General features: G+C 73.5%; 14 protein-coding genes. 10 read left to right on the top strand and 4 right to left on the bottom strand.

The window, feature by feature from the left end:
- The first annotated feature begins 22 nt into the window (after positions 1-22).
- Genes GL263_RS00740 through cobC form a run of 3 tightly spaced genes read left to right on the top strand, consistent with a single transcriptional unit; the run spans position 23 to position 3,035 of the window.
- Positions 23-1,396, top strand: coding sequence for a cobyrinic acid a,c-diamide synthase CobB (locus tag GL263_RS00740; protein ID WP_182853565.1), 1,374 nt, complete (start codon positions 23-25; stop codon positions 1,394-1,396).
- Entirely contained in the window at positions 1,393-1,809 is a 417-nt protein-coding gene (locus GL263_RS00735; protein WP_182853544.1) for a cobalamin biosynthesis protein, read from the top strand. The genes GL263_RS00740 and GL263_RS00735 overlap by 4 nt, the downstream gene beginning before the upstream one ends.
- On the top strand, positions 1,809-3,035 hold the full coding sequence (gene cobC / locus GL263_RS00730) for an Rv2231c family histidinol phosphate aminotransferase CobC (protein WP_182853564.1): 1,227 nt from the start codon (positions 1,809-1,811) through the stop codon (positions 3,033-3,035). The genes GL263_RS00735 and cobC overlap by 1 nt, the downstream gene beginning before the upstream one ends.
- Here cobC and GL263_RS00725 read toward each other — a convergent pair.
- Together GL263_RS00725 and GL263_RS00720 are read right to left on the bottom strand one after the other, a co-directional pair.
- Positions 2,943-3,887: an SCO1860 family LAETG-anchored protein gene (locus GL263_RS00725; protein WP_182853543.1), complete on the bottom strand. Its 945-nt coding sequence runs from the start codon at positions 3,885-3,887 to the stop codon at positions 2,943-2,945. The two genes, cobC and GL263_RS00725, sit on opposite strands and share 93 nt — an antisense overlap.
- 195 nt (positions 3,888-4,082) lie before the next feature.
- Positions 4,083-5,174, bottom strand: a complete 1,092-nt coding sequence (locus GL263_RS00720) for an amidohydrolase family protein (RefSeq protein ID WP_182853542.1) — start codon at positions 5,172-5,174, stop codon at positions 4,083-4,085.
- 482 nt (positions 5,175-5,656) lie between these two features.
- Between GL263_RS00720 and ectA the strand changes: the two genes are divergently transcribed.
- The 4 genes from ectA to thpD all read left to right on the top strand — a co-directional run bounded on the left by ectA (position 5,657) and on the right by thpD (position 9,095).
- A complete protein-coding gene (ectA, locus tag GL263_RS00715; RefSeq protein WP_182853541.1) occupies positions 5,657-6,163 on the top strand; it encodes a diaminobutyrate acetyltransferase in 507 nt (168 codons plus the stop codon).
- A gap of 97 nt (positions 6,164-6,260) precedes the next feature.
- Positions 6,261-7,529 (top strand): diaminobutyrate--2-oxoglutarate transaminase, encoded by a 1,269-nt coding sequence (ectB, locus tag GL263_RS00710; RefSeq protein WP_182853540.1) that lies wholly within the window; start codon positions 6,261-6,263, stop codon positions 7,527-7,529.
- 187 nt (positions 7,530-7,716) lie between these two features.
- A complete protein-coding gene (locus tag GL263_RS00705; RefSeq protein ID WP_182853539.1) occupies positions 7,717-8,115 on the top strand; it encodes an ectoine synthase in 399 nt (132 codons plus the stop codon).
- Between the two features lie 80 nt (positions 8,116-8,195).
- Positions 8,196-9,095: an ectoine hydroxylase gene (thpD, locus tag GL263_RS00700; RefSeq protein WP_182853538.1), complete on the top strand. Its 900-nt coding sequence runs from the start codon at positions 8,196-8,198 to the stop codon at positions 9,093-9,095.
- 61 nt (positions 9,096-9,156) lie between these two features.
- Here thpD and GL263_RS00695 read toward each other — a convergent pair whose 3' ends face one another.
- The gene (locus GL263_RS00695) at positions 9,157-10,218 is read right to left on the bottom strand and encodes an aminotransferase class V-fold PLP-dependent enzyme (protein ID WP_182853537.1); all 1,062 of its coding nucleotides are present in this window, start codon (positions 10,216-10,218) and stop codon (positions 9,157-9,159) included.
- Between the two features lie 150 nt (positions 10,219-10,368).
- Positions 10,369-12,336, bottom strand: coding sequence for a PhoX family protein (locus GL263_RS00690; protein WP_182853536.1), 1,968 nt, complete (start codon positions 12,334-12,336; stop codon positions 10,369-10,371).
- A gap of 251 nt (positions 12,337-12,587) precedes the next feature.
- On the opposite strand from GL263_RS00690, the gene GL263_RS00685 reads away from it, so the two are divergent.
- From GL263_RS00685 to GL263_RS00675, 3 genes are read left to right on the top strand one after another with little or no spacing between them, the layout of a single operon-like run.
- Positions 12,588-13,721 (top strand): hypothetical protein, encoded by a 1,134-nt coding sequence (locus GL263_RS00685; protein WP_182853535.1) that lies wholly within the window; start codon positions 12,588-12,590, stop codon positions 13,719-13,721.
- Positions 13,718-14,962 (top strand): sensor histidine kinase, encoded by a 1,245-nt coding sequence (locus GL263_RS00680; protein WP_323379192.1) that lies wholly within the window; start codon positions 13,718-13,720, stop codon positions 14,960-14,962. Before GL263_RS00685 ends, GL263_RS00680 begins: the two co-directional genes overlap by 4 nt.
- Positions 14,962-15,630, top strand: a complete 669-nt coding sequence (locus tag GL263_RS00675; protein WP_182853534.1) for a response regulator — start codon at positions 14,962-14,964, stop codon at positions 15,628-15,630. Before GL263_RS00680 ends, GL263_RS00675 begins: the two co-directional genes overlap by 1 nt.
- Positions 15,631-15,738 lie beyond the last annotated feature (108 nt).

The following is a 15,738-nucleotide window of genomic DNA, read 5'->3' as shown; positions in this document are numbered from 1 at the left end:
CCAGGTGAGCACGACCTCCCGGATGCCGCGACTGGTCATCGCGGCGCCCTCCTCGGGGAGCGGCAAGACAACCGTCGCCACCGGGCTGATGGCCGCCCTCACCGAGTCCGGCCTCGACGTCTCCCCGCACAAGGTGGGCCCCGACTACATCGATCCCGGCTACCACACGCTGGCCGTCTCCCTCGAAGGCAGGCCGGGCCGGCCACCGCGCCCCGGCCGCAACCTGGACGCCTATCTGTGCGGGCCCGAGCGGGTCGCCCCGCTGTTCCTGCACGGCGCGGCCGGCGCCGACCTGGCCGTCGTCGAGGGTGTGATGGGCCTGTACGACGGCGCCGCCGGGCAGGGCGAGCTGGCCTCGACCGCGCAGGTCGCGAAGCTGTTGCGGGCGCCGGTGGTGCTGGTGGTGGACGGCTCGTCGCAGTCCCGGTCGGTGGCCGCGCTGGTGCACGGCTTCGCCACCTTCGACCCGGAGGTGCGGCTGGCGGGCGTCATCCTCAACAAGGTGGGTTCGCCGCGCCACGAGGAGCTGCTGCGGGAGGCGCTGGAGATCGTGGGCGTGCCGGTGCTCGGGGCGCTGCACCGCTCCCGGCAGGTCCGCACGCCCTCCCGCCACCTGGGGCTGGTGCCGGCGGCCGAGCGGCACGCGGAGGCCGTCGAGGCGGTGCGGGCGATGGCCGCGCAGGTCCGGGAGAGCGTGGACCTGACCGCGCTGCTGGCGCTCGCGCACAGCGCGCCGCCGCTGCCCGACGAGCCGTGGAGCCCGGAGGGCGAGGGCCCGGTCGCCGGCGGCGAACCGGTGGTGGCGGTGGCCGGAGGCCCGGCGTTCACCTTCTCCTACGCCGAGCACGCCGAACTGCTGGCGGGCGCCGGCGCCCGGGTCGTCTCCTTCGACCCGCTGCGGGACGAGCGGCTGCCGGAGGGCGCGCGGGCGCTGGTCGTCGGCGGCGGCTTCCCCGAGGTGTACGCGGCGGAGCTGTCGGCGAACGAGCCGCTGCGGGCGGCGGTCGCGGCGTTCGAGGGCCCGGTGGTGGCCGAGTGCGCCGGCCTGCTGTACCTGTGCCGGGAGCTGGACGGCAGCCCGATGTGCGGGCTGCTGGACGCCCGGGCCCGGATGACCGACCGGCTCACGCTCGGCTACCGGGAGGCGGTGGCGGTGGCGGACAACGTGCTGGCCGCCGCCGGCACCCGGGTGCGCGGCCACGAGTTCCACCGCACGGCGGTCGACCCGCCGGCCGGAACGGCACCGGCCTGGGGTGTGGTGCGGCCCGAGCGCCGCACCGAGGGCTTTGCCACCGGCCGGGTGCACGCCTCCTACCTGCATGTGCACTGGGCGGCCGAGCCGGAGCTGCCCCGCCGTCTGGTCGCCGCCTGCCTCGAAGGGAGGGGTGGCCGATGAGCGGCTTTGTGGTGGGCGTGGGCGCCTGCCGGGGCGTGGCGGGCGCCGAGGTGTCGACGCTGGTCGCCGAGGTGCTCGCGGCGGCCGGGGTCGACCCGGACCGGGTGACGGCGCTGGCCACGGTGGACGTGCGCGGACGGGAGCCGGCGCTGCTGGCCGCCGCGGCGGAACTCGGTGTACCGCTGCGCTGCCACCCGGCGGCGGAGCTGGCCGGGGTGGACGTGCCGCATCCGTCCGGTATGGCCAGGGAGCGGCTGGGCACGCCGAGTGTGGCCGAGGCCGCCGCGCTGCTCGGCGCGGGGCACGGCGCCCGGCTGCTGGTGCCCAAACGCAGGTCGTCGCCCCCGGACGGGCAGCCGGCGATGGCGACGTGCGCGCTCGCCGGGCCCGCCGAGCCGGGGCGGACGCGCTGATGGAGGCCGAGACGACCGACGCGGGCGGGCTGCGGCACCACGGCGACGCGGAGGTACGGGACGAGGGCGCCGCCCTCGTCGATCTCGCGGTGAACGTGCGCACCGGCACCCCGCCCCACTGGCTGCGGGAGCTGCTGGCCGCCTCGCTGGACTCGCTGGCCGCCTACCCCGACGACCGTGCCGCCCGCCGCGCGGTGGCCCGGCGGCACGGCCTGGAGCCGGACCGGGTGCTGCTGACGGCGGGCGCGGCCGAGGCGTTCGTGCTGCTCGCCCGGGGCCTGGACGTCAGCCGCCCGGTGGTGGTGCACCCGCAGTTCACCGAGCCGGAGGCGGCGCTGCGGGACGCCGGGCACCGGGTGCGCCGCGTGCTGCTGACCGAGGAGGACGGCTTCCGGCTGGACCCCGGGGCCGTGCCCGCCGACGCGGACCTCGTCGTGGTCGGCAACCCGACCAACCCCACCTCGGTGCTGCACCCGGTCGCGACGCTGGCCGCGCTGGCCGCGCCGGGCCGGACCCTGGTGGTGGACGAGGCGTTCATGGACACCGTGCCCGGCGAGACGGAGTCACTGGCGTCGCGGGTGGAGGCGCTGCCCGGCCGTACGGTCGTGCTGCGCAGCCTCACCAAGACCTGGGGGCTGGCCGGGCTGCGGATCGGCTACCTGCTCTCCGATCCGGACACCGTCTCGCTGCTCGCCGCCCGGCAGCCGCTGTGGCCGGTCTCCTCGCCCGCGCTGGTCGCCGCCGAGGCGTGCAGCGCCCCGGCGGCGCTCGCGGAGGCCGAGGAAGTGGCGCACCGCACCGCCGCCGACCGCGCGTACCTGCTGGCACGGCTGGCCGAGTTCGACGGGCTTCGGCCGGCACGGGCGGCGGCCGCCTCCTCGTTTGTGCTGGTGCGCCACCCGGAGGCCGCCGGGCTGCGGGAGCGGCTGCGGGAGCTGGGCTTCGCGGTGCGGCGCGGCGACACCTTCCCGGGGCTCGGCCCGCCGTGGCTGCGGCTGGCCGTACGCGACCGGCGGACCACCGACGCCCTGGCCGACGCGCTGACCCGGGCCGGGGTGCCGCGCGCCGCACCGCCGACCGAGTCACCCCCGGTCGGCGCTGCCTCTGACGGCGCGTGCTCTGACTGCGCCGCCTCAGCTCGTGCTGCGGCGACGGCGGGCGAGGACCAGGCCGCCGCCCACCGCGAACAGCGCGAGCCCGCCGCCCAGCAGGTAGGGGGTGCGTGAGTCGCCGCCGGTCGCGGCGAGGTCCGGGGTCTCGGCCGCCGGCTTGACGGGCTCCTTGCCGCCCTGCGGTTCGGGCGCGGTCACCTGCTCGGTGGTCGGTTCGGGCGCCTCGGGCGTCTGCGGCACGGTCTGCGTGGTGACCTCCTCGGCCTTGCGCGGGGTACGGCAGCTGACCTCGGCGAGCGTGACCTTGCCGTCGACCTCGGCGACCCCGAGGTCGAGCGGGTTCACGGAGATCGACAGCCGCAGGGCGCTGGCGGCGGCCGTGCGGGAGGTGGTCTCGGTGGCCGACAGTTCCAGCTTCACCTCACCGACGCCGGGCACCTTGACGTGCGTGGGGCCGCCCGCGGTGAGCCGGGTGCGCTGGCCGAGCACCTTGACCGAGCCGAGCACGTTCGCCTCGGCGGTGGGCTGGGAGCCGGCCTCGCAGACGGCCTTGGCCCGGACGGCGTCCGCCTCCACGACGGACAGCAGCGGCAGGCCCGGCACGTGCAGCCGGGCCTTCGCCAGCTCCACGTCCGCCCGGGCGGCCTCCTCGGTCACGTCGGCGGTGGCGCGGGCCACGTCGGCGCGCAGCACGGTGAACGGGCGCCCGCGGTCGACGCCGTCGAGCTCGGCGGTGAGCGCCGTCTGCTCGGCGCGGTCGGTGCCCTCCCCCGGCGCCTGCACGGCGTTGAGCGTGGTGGTCAGCGGCACGTGCACGGACTTCTTGAGCAACCCGACGTCCAGGGTGGTGCGCAGGACGGACGCGCTCGCGTGGCCGGGGTCGGGCTTCTCGGTCGCGGCCGCGGGGACTGCGGCGAGGACGACCAGGGAGCAGGCGGCGAGCAGGCTGGGTACGGACTTGGACACGGTTGGGAAACCCCCAGAAGGTACGTAGCGCCACGGGCGCGTCGCGTCGGGGACATCACACGCGCCGGTGACCGGGACCCCGTCATCGTTGACGCGGAGGCGGCGTGCCGTCAGTCCTCCGCCGGGCTTTCACCCGTACGGGAGGTTTCCGCACGTCCGCTCGAATCCCCGTGCTCCCCCGCCATCTGGCGTCACCTAGCCGACGACGCGTCCCCGGAGCACCACCCGTCGCGGGGCCGCCAGCACCCGCACGTCCAGACGCGGGTCGGCCTCGTAGAGCACCAGGTCGGCCGGCGCGCCCTCCTCCAGGCCGGGGCGACCGAGCCAGGCGCGGGCACCCCAGGTGGTCGCGGACAGCGCGTCCAGCGGCGGGATGCCGGCGCGCACCAGTTCGGCGACCTCCTCGGCGACCAGGCCGTGCGCCAGCGAACCGCCGGCGTCCGTGCCGACGAACACCGGGATGCCGGCGTCGTAGGCGGACCGCACGGTGTCGTACCGGCGGCGGTGCAGCCGCCGCATGTGCGCCGACCAGCGGGGGAACCTCGCCTCGCCGCCGTCCGCCAGCCCCGGGAAGGTGTTGATGTTGACCAGTGTGGGCACGATGGCCACGCCCCGCTCGGCGAAGAGCGGGATGGTCTCCTCGGTCAGCCCGGTGGCGTGCTCGACGCAGTCGATGCCGGCCTCGACGAGGTCGGACAGGGAGTCCTCGGCGAAGCAGTGGGCGGTCATCCTGGCGCCCTCGGCGTGCGCCGCCCCGATGGCCTCCTCCAGCGCCCAGCGCGGCCAGCAGGCGCTCAGGTCCCCGGCCTCCCGGTCGATCCAGTCGCCGACGATCTTGACCCAGCCGTCGCCGCGCCGGGCCTCGCGCCGGACGTAGGCGGCGAGGTCGCCGGGCTCGATCTCGTGCGCGTAGTTGCGGATGTAGCGGCGGGTGCGCGCGATGTGCCGGCCGGCCCGGATGATCTTCGGCAGGTCCTCGCGGTCGTCGATCCAGCGGGTGTCGGCGGCCGACCCGGCGTCCCGGATGAGCAGGGTGCCGGCGTCCCGGTCGGTGAGGGCCTGCTTCTCGCTGGTCGGCGCGTCGACCGCGCCGTGGGCGTCGAGGCCGACGTGGCAGTGGGCGTCCACCAGGCCCGGCAGCGCCCAGCCGGTCAGCGTGGTGGCCTCCCCCGCGCCGCTCGGCCTCTCGAAGGTGATCCGGCCGTCCACCGCCCACAGCTCGTCCCGCACGTCCTGTGGTCCCACGAGGATCCGGCCCCTGATGTGCAGCACCGCGCTCTCGGTCATGCCCGCACTCTACGAGGAGCGCCCCCGGCCGCGGAACAGCGGCGGCGTGCACGGGGAGCGACGCATTCTCACGCCATGCGAGACACCCTTTTGATTGAACCTTCGCGCATATTCACCGCGCATCTTCCCGCGGTTTGCGCGAGCCCCCTTTTTGCGTGCAGGTCCCCGTATTCTTCTTCCCGGTTTTTCCAAGCTCAAACGCACCGTTTTTGCGACGTGCGCCACCACAATTCAAGCACGTTCCCGGAGCGTTACGCATCTGTGACCAGCTCCACTCGGCGCCCGGTATGCCCAATATATCCAGGGCAAACCCGACGTATGACCGCCGCGCGCGGACGCCTGCGCGTCCGCGCGCGATAACACATCAGGGCGCCTCACGTAACCCCTTCCGGCGATGCATTTTCAGATTCTCCTCGGTAAATTGAATTCCCATGACCCCCGCACAAGCAGAAGTTGCAAGTGCCAGCACGGACGTTCTCGAAATGCCGGAAGGACTGAGGCTCGACACCCCGGGCGTCGACGACGGCGCCGCGATCTGGCGCATCGCCCGCGATTCGCGTGTCCTCGACCTCAACTCGTCCTACAGCTACCTGCTGTGGTGCCGGGACTTCGCGGCGACGTCGGTCGTGGCCCGCGACGGCGAGGGTGAGCCGGTCGGCTTCATCACCGGGTACGTACGCCCCGAGCGGGAGGACACCCTGCTCGTGTGGCAGGTCGCCGTCGACCACTCGCAGCGCGGCCGTGGACTGGCCGCCGCGATGCTGGACGGCCTGGTGTCGCGCGTCGCCCGGGAGCAGGGCGTGGCGCGCGTGGAGACCACCGTCACCCCCGACAACGTGCCGTCCAACCGGCTGTTCACCTCGTTCGCGGAACGTCACGGCGCCGACGTGGAGCGCGAGGTGCTGTTCGACGGCCCGACCTTCCCGGGCGACGGGCACGAGCCCGAGGTCCTGTACCGGATCGGCCCCATACCGCCACCCGGCACCTGACCCCGCCGAGCCGCCCACGCCCGGCGCGCGGGCTCCCCACGCCGGCGCGCCCACGACTTCCCAGACTTCACTCCCCACGAACTCCCAGGAGCTTCCCGTGACCATCACCCAGCCTGACCTGAGCGTCTTCGAGACCCTCGAGTCGGAGGTCCGCGGCTACTGCCGCGCCTGGCCGACGATCTTCGACCGCGCCCAGGGCAGCCAGATGTACGACGAGGACGGGCACACCTACCTCGACTTCTTCGCCGGCGCCGGATCGCTCAACTACGGGCACAACAACCCGGTGCTCAAACGCGCCCTGCTCGACTACCTGGAACGGGACGGCGTCACCCACGGACTGGACATGTCGACGGTCGCCAAGCGGGCGTTCCTGGAGACGTTCCAGAACGTCGTGCTGCGCCCCCGCGACCTGCCGTACAAGGTCATGTTCCCCGGCCCGACCGGCACCAACGCGGTGGAGGCGGCGCTGAAGCTGGCCCGCAAGGTCAAGGGCCGGGAGTCGATCGTCTCCTTCACCAACGCCTTCCACGGCATGTCGCTCGGCTCGCTCGCCGTCACCGGCAACGCCTTCAAGCGCGCCGGCGCCGGCATCCCGCTGGTCCACGGCACGCCGATGCCGTTCGACGACTACCTCGGCGGCCGCACGCCGGACTTCATCTGGTTCGAGCGGCTGCTGGAGGACGCCGGTTCGGGCCTGAACCAGCCGGCGGCCGTCATCGTCGAGACCGTGCAGGGCGAGGGCGGCATCAACGTCGCCCGCGCGGAGTGGCTGCGCGCGCTGGCCGACCTGTGCCGCCGCCACGACATGCTGCTCATCGTCGACGACATCCAGATGGGCTGCGGCCGCACCGGCGCGTTCTTCTCCTTCGAGGAGGCCGGCATCGTCCCCGACATCGTCACGGTCTCCAAGTCGATCAGCGGCTACGGCCTGCCGATGTCGCTCACGCTGTTCAAGCCCGAGCTGGACATCTGGGAGCCCGGCGAGCACAACGGCACCTTCCGCGGCAACAACCCGGCGTTTGTCACCGCCACCGCCGCGCTGGAGGCCTACTGGACCGACGACCAGATGGAGAAGCAGACCATCAGCCGTGGTGAGCAGGTCGAGGCCACGCTCAAGGCCATCACCAAGGAGCACCCGGACGCCGTGGTCGAGTACCGCGGCCGGGGCCTGGTGTGGGGCCTGGAGATGCGCGACAAGCCCACCGCCTCGCAGATCGCCAAACGCGCCTTCGAGCTGGGCCTGCTGATCGAGACCTCCGGGCCGGAGAGCGAGGTCGTCAAGCTGCTGCCGGCGCTGACCATCAGCCCCGACGAGCTGGACGAGGGCCTGCGGATCCTCGCCAGGGCGGTCCGCGAGACCGTCTGACCGGCTTCGCGCACCCGGACCGGCCCGCACCGGCCCGAGGCCCGCCCCGCCAGGGGCGGGCTGCGGCCTTTGGGCCGTGGACCGGCTGGACCGGCTGGGCCGGCATTGCGACCGGCCGACCTGGGCATGAGCCCGGACACACCAACCAACCCATACCACCAGTTCCACCCCCGGAAAGGCACTCACCGTGATCGTCCGTTCGCTTCAGGAGATCGAGGACACCGACCGGGACGTCCGGTCCGCGTCCGGCACCTGGCGCAGCAAGCGCCTGATCCTGGCCAAGGAGAAGGTGGGCTTCTCCCTGCACGAGACCGTGCTGTACGCCGGCACCGAGACGTCGATGTGGTACGCGAACCACGTCGAGGCGGTGCTCTGCGTCGAGGGCGAGGCCGAGCTGACCAACGACGAGACGGGCGAGACCCACTGGATCAGCCCCGGCACGATGTACCTGCTGGACGGGCACGAGAAGCACACCCTGCGGCCCAAGACCGACTTCCGCGTCGTGTGCGTGTTCAACCCGCCGGTCACCGGCCGTGAGGACCACGACAAGAACGGCGTGTACCCGCTGCTGACCGAGGACGACTGACCTCAGGTCGCGGGCCGCCGTCGGACAGGCCACTGTGACGAGAAGAGAAAAGGAACGTACGAGAGGAGAGGAAGGTCGTCATGACCACCGCACCCGAACGCACCACCGATCTCTATCCCACGCGCGGCACCACCGAGCAGGTGACCGAGCGGAAGGATCCGGTGGTGTGGTCCGAACCGGGTGCTCCCGGGCCGATCGAGGCCCGGGACCTGGCGGACTACGAGCGGGACGGGTTCCTCGCGATCGACCAGCTCATCACCCCGGAAGAGGTGCTGGCCTACCGCGCGGAACTGGAAAGGCTCATCTCGGACCCGCGGATCCGGCGGGACGACCGCTCCATCGTGGAGCCGAAGTCCCAGGAGATCCGGTCCGTGTTCGAGGTGCACAAGCTGAGCCGGGTCTTCGCCGATCTCGTCCGCGACCCGCGGGTCGTCGGCCGGGCGCGCCAGATCCTCGGCTCGGACGTCTACGTCCACCAGTCCCGGATCAACGTCAAGCCCGGTTTCGGCGCGAGCGGCTTCTACTGGCACTCCGACTTCGAGACCTGGCACGCGGAGGACGGGCTGCCCAGGATGCGGACCGTCTCGGTCTCCATCGCGCTGACCGAGAACTTCGCCACCAACGGCGGGCTCATGATCATGCCGGGTTCGCACCGGACGTTCCTCGGCTGCTCCGGCGAGACGCCGAAGGACAACTACAAGCGTTCGCTCCAGATGCAGGACGCGGGCACGCCCTCGGACGAGATGCTGACCCGGTTCGCGGACCAGCACGGCATCCGGCTGTTCACCGGCAAGCCCGGTTCGGCCACCTGGTTCGACTGCAACTGCATGCACGGCTCGGGTGACAACATCACGCCGTACCCGCGCAGCAACGTCTTCATCGTGTTCAACAGCGTGGAGAACACCGCGGTCGAGCCGTTCGCCGCCCCGGTGCCGCGGCCCGACTACATCGGGGCCCGCGACTTCACCCCGGTGGGCTGACCGGCCCCGGCGGCGGTCCCGGCGCGACCCGCGCCTCTTCGGAGGCGCGGGTCGCGGCGGGTCAGCCGTCGGAGGGCAGCGCGCTGAGCGCCTCCAGCAGCCGGTCCACCTCGTCCGCCGTGTTGTAGAGGTGGAAGGCGGCCCTGAGGTTGCCGGCCCGCACCGAGACCTCGGCGCCGGCCCGTGCCGCCAGCTTGGCGCCCGCCTCCCCCGCCCCCGGCAGCGAGACGATCGCGCCCTCCGCGGGGACAGGCGACAGTCCCAGCGAGGCCAGGCCGGCACGGAACCGGTCGGCCAGCGCCCGGTCGTGCGCGCCGATCGCCGCCGGCCCCGCCTCCTCCACCAGCGCCAGCGACTCGGCGGCGGCCAGATAGGGCAGGAACGGCGCCGGCTCGTCGAAGCGCCGCGCCGAACGGGCCGGCTCCCGCACCGGGCCGTAGGTGCTCTCCCACGGCTGCTCGCCGGAGGCCCACCCGGCGTGCAGGGCACGCAGCCCGCCGCCGTCCTCGGGAACGGTGAGGAACGAGACCCCACGCGGACACATCAGCCATTTGTAGGCGCCGCAGACCGTGTAGTCGAACGCGCCGTGGTCCAGCGGCAGCCAGCCGGCGGACTGGGTGGCGTCGACAAGCGTGCGGCAGCCGTGGTCGCGGGCGGCGGCCGCCAGCCCGTCGAGGTCGGCCACCCGCCCGTCCAGCGACTGCACCGCGCTCACCGCCACCAGGTCGGTGCCCGCGTCGACCGCCTCCGGCAGCCGCTCCAACGGCACCGTCCGCAGCCGCAGGTCGCCTCGGGTGACAAACGGGTTCACCACCGAGGCGAACTCGTTCTCCGCCACCAGCACCGTGGCGCCGGCCGGCAGCGAACCCGCCACCAGGCCGACGTGCACGGCGACCGACGTGCCGGTGGCCACCCGGCCGGCCGGCACCCCGGCGATCCTCGCGAAGGACGACCGGGCCGCCTCGATCCGTTCGAACCAGCGGTTCATGTCCAGCCGTCCGTCGGTCATCTCCCCCACGGCCCGGGTGAGCGCCCGCGCGGCGCGGGCGGGCAGCAGCCCGTGGGTCGCGGTGTTGAGGTAGGCGGTCCGGCACTCGAACTCGGCTTCTGTCACGCTCAGCATGCGGTCACTGTGCGCCGCCGGACGGCCGCTGTCCATTGCCGCCGGTGTTGCCGCGCCGCAAAGCGCGCCTTATGACCGCACGTCAGGAGCCGTTTCGAGCCGCGTCGAACAGTCGGGCCGAAGCCCGGGGCAGGGCGGCGGGCACCCGCGTCAGGGGGCGCCGACCTTCCCGCCGTCCTCCCGCCAGACGACCACCGTGGCCGAGCGCGGCCGCCCTTCCGGATCGTGGTCGGGCCAGTTGCTCACCGCGCGCGGGTTCTCCGGTGTCGGACTCCCCCACGCCGGTGTCTCCTCCCCCGGATGCTGCACGTTGACGAACATCGTGCGCTGGTCGGGTGTGGTCACGACGCCGGTGATCTCGCAGCCGCGCGGGCCGACGAGGAACCGGCGGATCTCCCCGGTGTCCGGGTCGGCGGCGAGCATGGCGTTGTTGCCGATGTTGCCGTAACCCTTCTCGGGGAGGTTCTGCGAGGAGTTGGAGATGTCCGTCTGGATCCACAGCCGGCCGTCGGGGTCGAACCACAGCCCGTCCGGCGAGCCGAACATGTTGTCCCCGAGCTCCACCCTCTCGTCGTGCGCCGGGTCGCCGGCCAGGACGAAGACCTCCCACGCGAAGCGGGTCGCGGTGTTGTCGCCGCCGTGCTCACGCCAGCGGACGATGTGCCCGTACGGGTTGGGCTGCCGAGGCGTGACCGCGCCGCCCCGGCCGCTGCCGTTGGTCAGGGAGACGTAGACGTCGCGGCTCTTCGGGTGGACGGCCAGCCACTCGGGGCGGTCCATCGGGGTGGCGCCCAGCGCGTCGGCGGCCATCCGGGTGCGCAGCAGTACGTCGGCCTGGTCGCGCCAGCCGTTGCGGCGGGTCAGCGGCCCCCGGCCGAAGACGAGCGGCAGCCAGGTGCCGGTGCCGTCGTCGTCGAACCGGGCGACGTACAGGGTGCCGTGGTCGAGCGGGCTGCGGCCCTTGTCGAGGTGGTCGCGCCAGGGCCGGTCGCCGACGAACTTGTAGACGTAGTCGCCGTCCTGGTCGTCGCCGGTGTAGCCGACGATCCGCCCCCGGGAGACGGTGGTCACGCAGCCCTCGTGCTTGATCCGGCCGAGCGCGGTGCGCTTGACCGGGACCGCCGCCGGGTCCTTCGGGTCGATCTCGACGACCCAGCCGAACCGGTTCGCCTCCTTGGGGTTCACCGCGATGTCAAAGCGCTCGGAGGCCCGGTGCCAGCCGTAGCCGAAGCCGTCCCTGTTGATGCCGTAGCGCCGCTCGGCCGCGTTCGGCCGCCAGTCGGGGTCCTCGGTGCCGAAGTAGGAGTTGAAGTTCTCCTCGCAGGTCAGATAGGTGCCCCAGGGGGTGACCCCCATCGAGCAGTTGTTCAGCGTGCCCATCGGCCGGTTCCGCGCCCGCAGTTCGGGATGCTGCTCGGCCACCGGACCGGAGAAGGTCACCGGGGTCGCGCCGGTCACCTTGCGGGCCATCCGCGACCGGACGGTGTGCCAGCGGCCGTCGTCGCCCCGCTCGATCTCCACGATGCTCACGCCGTGCGCCGCGAGCGCCTTGGCGACCTTCTCCGGCGTCATGTCCTCGTCGCCGTCGGGGAAGAGCAGCTGCTGGTCGACGTACTCGTGGTTCAGGACCAGCAGACCCCGGCGGGAGGAGGCGTGGCGGCCCTTGCCCAGCGGGAAGAAGTGCATCCCGTCGTGGTTCATGCCGAGCTGCCGCGCCTGGTCGGCGGCGCTGTTGGAGGCGTCCTTCCGCCAGCGCGGGCCGTCCGGCTGGAGGGGCGTGCCCCACGGGATGAGCACCTGCGTGCGGTAGCCCTCGGGCACGGTCAGCACGTCCTCGTCGTGCGTGTCGACCTGCCGGAAGCCGAGCAGGTCGCGCGTACGGCCGCCGCCGTGCCGGCCGGAGCCGGCCGGCGGGGCCGCGACCGGACGTGCGGCGGCGGTGCCGTTCACGGGCCCGCCGAGCAGCAGGAAGCCGGCCGCGGCGACCGTCCCGCCGCGCAACGCGCCGCGCCGGGACAGCCGGGAGGCCAGCACCCGGGCGAACGGACGGTTGTCGGAGGGGTTGGAGCTGATGTCGTCGGGGTCGGTCCGGGTCAACTCGGGGCGCTGTTCAGACATCTACCGTCCTCACGGTTGGCGGACGCCGGGTACGGGAGCACCGGGCGAATCGAGCTTGGGATGTTAGGCGCCCGCTGTGGCGCTACGACACCCCTGTGACCACTCTCCTTCCCGACCGACCGCACGGATGGGCGAGTTTCCGCCGTCTTCCGCCTGTCCTGCGCGGTGCCCGGCACGCTCCCCCACGCGGGGGAGGCGGATCGTCGCGACGTAGGACGCGGCCGCAGCCCTCGACGCGGGACGCTTACGGCATGACAACCTCCGGCGAGACAACCTCCGGCGAGACGACTTCCAGCAGGACAACTACCCGCCAGGCGACCTCCCGCCAGGCGACCTCCCGCCAGGCGACTTCCGGCGAGACGACTTCCGGCCGGCCCGGCAGGACGGCTTCCGGCAGGACGGCCCGGCCGGCGGAAGGCGTCGGCAGGGTGCGTGTGGCGCTGTGCGCTGTGGCCGTCCTGGCGTGTGTTCCCTACCTGCTGCTCAAGGCGGCCTGGTTGTCGGGCAGTCGTGTCGGCATACCGGAGGGCAGCGTCCTCACCGACGGCACGACGACGCTCCACGTGCTGAACGCCGTCACCCTGGCGCTCGACGTCTGCGTGGTCGTGCTGGCGCTCGCCCTGGTGCTGCCCTTCGGGCAGCGGCTGCCGGGATGGCTCCTGCTGGTGCCGCTGTGGGCCGCCACCGGCCTGCTCACCCCGCTTGTGCTGGTCGTACCGCTGGTGACGGTGCTCGGCGGCCTGACCCCGGGCCCGGCGACCGGCGAGCAGGCGGCGCCGCCCTTCCTCGACAGCTGGGTGGCCCCGGTGGTCTACGGCGGTTTCACCGTCCAGGCGTTGGCTCTGGGGGCGCTGTTCGTGCCGTACTTCCGGCAGCGCTGGGGGCATCTGCTGCGGGGGCGGGTGGCCGATCTGCCCGCCGCGCCGGCAGGCCGGCTGATATCCGGGTCGGCCGTGGTCGCGGTGGTCGCCGCGGCGACGGCGGGCGTGCTCCACCTGTGGTGGGCGCTGGCAGGTCGGTCCGGGCTTGTCCTACGGATGATGGAGGGCGTGCACGCCGCCGCGGCCGCGGGTGCGGTGCTCGCCGTGCTCTGGCTGGTCTTCCGCCGGCGTCCGGGGACCCGGCTGGCCGTCGCCCTCACCACCGGCTGGGCCGGCGGCGCGGTGCTCGCCGCGTGGGGGCTGTGGTGGTTCGTGATGTCCGTGTCCGGAGTGTTCCACACGGGGGCCGACGAGCACACGAGCACTCCGGCGGAGTGGCTGGCCTATTCTGCGCAGGTGATCTCCGGCCTTCTCCTGCTCGGCATGGGCCTCTCCCTCAGCCGTCTGCTGAGCCGCCCCGGCCGCCCGCGCACCGTCTCCTCCTCGGGTGGTACAAGAGGGTGAGCGCGGACACGGCGCTCCGCCGCTGGGTCCATCTGCTGCTCGGGGGCGCGCTGCTGATGCCCGGCTTCCTCCTCGCCGAAGTGCTGCTGGCGGTGTGGGGCGGATCACAGGGGAACGGCGTGCTGTTCCGGCCCGGCGCCCAGTTCACCGCCTACGCCCTGGCAGTGGTGCTCACCGCACCCGCCGGGCTCTTCCCGGTGGCCCGGCCGCTGTGCGCCCACGCGGCGCAGGTGCTCGCCGGCGTGACGGCCGCGAGGCTGGAGGCTTCCCCGGCACGATCGTGGGCGGCGCGTCGACGGACGGCCTGCTGGTTGGCGCTGCACACCGGCGCCGGAGCCCTGGTGGCCGGCGGCACGCTGGCGATACCGCCCGCCGCGGTGCTGCTGATCGCGCTCCCGTTCTCGGCGGACGGCTCCGGCGAGCGGTGGTGGTGGGCACGGGAGTTCCACTCGGCTCCTGCCCTGTTGGCACCGGTAGCCGGGATCCTGCTGCTGTTGCTGCTGGTCGCCGCCGCGCTCTACGCCGGCCGGGTGTCGGCCCATCTCGCGGCCCGGCTGCTCGGACCGACGCCGGCCGACCGGCTGGCCGCCGCCGAGCGGCGAGCCGAGCGCCTGGCGGCCGGAAACCGCCTGGCCCGGGATCTGCACGACTCGGTGGGCCACGCGCTCAGCGCGGTCACGCTCCAGGCGGCGGCCGCGGGGCGGTTGCTCGACCGGGACCGGGAGTTCACGCGTCGTGCCCTGGTCGCCATCGAGGAGACGGCCAGAAGGGCGGTCGGCGAACTGGACGCCGTCCTGGGCGCCCTCCGCGAGGACGAGCGCAGCGATGCGGCCGCCGACCCCATCTCGGCCGCGCCGACGCTGACCGGGCTCGACGCCCTGGTGAGCACCACACGGTCGGCGGGCGCCACCGTGCGGGAGACCCGGTCCAGCGGCTTGGAGGACCTGCCGGCGGCGGTGTCCCGCGAGGCGTACCGCATCGTCCAGGAGGCGCTGACCAACGTCCTGAGACCCGCCGGGCCGGTGGCGGTCCGGCTCGACCTGACGGTTCACAGGAAGGAGTTGACGATCGTGGTGGAGAACGAGCCGCCGCCCGAGGGCCGGCAGGCCGGTCCCGGCGGCGGGGGCCGAGGGCTCACCGGAATGGCCGAGCGGGCCGCGCTGCTGGGCGGCTCGGTGAGCGCCGGTCCCCGTGACGGCGGCTGGCGCGTGCACGCCCGCCTGCCCGTCGGAGACACCTGATGGGCGCGCGGGAGGGGACCGCCATCCGGGTGGTGCTCGCCGACGACGAGTGCCTGATACGGGACGCGCTGGCGGCCATCCTGGGCTGCGAACCCGATATCAGGGTCGTCGGTGAGGCGACGACGGGCGCCGAGGCGGTCGCCGTGGTGCGCGAGAAGCGGCCCGACGTCGTGCTGATGGACGTCCGCATGCCCGAGATCAACGGCATCCGGGCCACCGAGCAGGTGCTGGCCACCATGGAGGAACCGCCCCGCGTCCTGGTGGTGACCACCTTCGAACACGACTCCTACGTGTTCGAGGCGCTCCGCGCGGGGGCCGCCGGGTTCCTGCTCAAGCGGGCCTCGCCGGAGGAACTGGTGGGCGCGGTGCGGCTGGTGGCCAGAGGCGACAGTCTGCTCTTCCCCGCGGCGGTGCGTGACCTGGCCGCACGGCACGTCCGACCGCCCGCCGGCGCGGACCCGGTCATCGCCAGACTCACCGAACGGGAGCGCGAGGTACTTCGCCTGATGGCCCGCGGGCTGAACAACTCGGAGATCGCCGATCGGCTGTCGGTGGGCGCGGAGACGGTGAAGACCCATGTGGCCGGGCTGCTGGCGAAGTTGCGGGCTCGCGACCGCACCCAGGCCGTCATCGCCGCCTACGAGCGCGGCTTCGTCCGTCCGAGGTGACGCGGGGCCGCTCGGGGTCGCCTCGGGCCGCCTGGGCGGACGACGGCTCAGCCGTTCGGGCTACGGCCCGGTGCCGCCCGCGCAGTCCCCTCGTGAGCTGCGCGGACG

Source organism: Streptomyces durbertensis (genome assembly GCF_014156695.1).
GTDB lineage: Bacteria > Actinomycetota > Actinomycetes > Streptomycetales > Streptomycetaceae > Streptomyces > Streptomyces durbertensis.
This window is presented reverse-complemented; position numbering and strand designations above follow the sequence as displayed.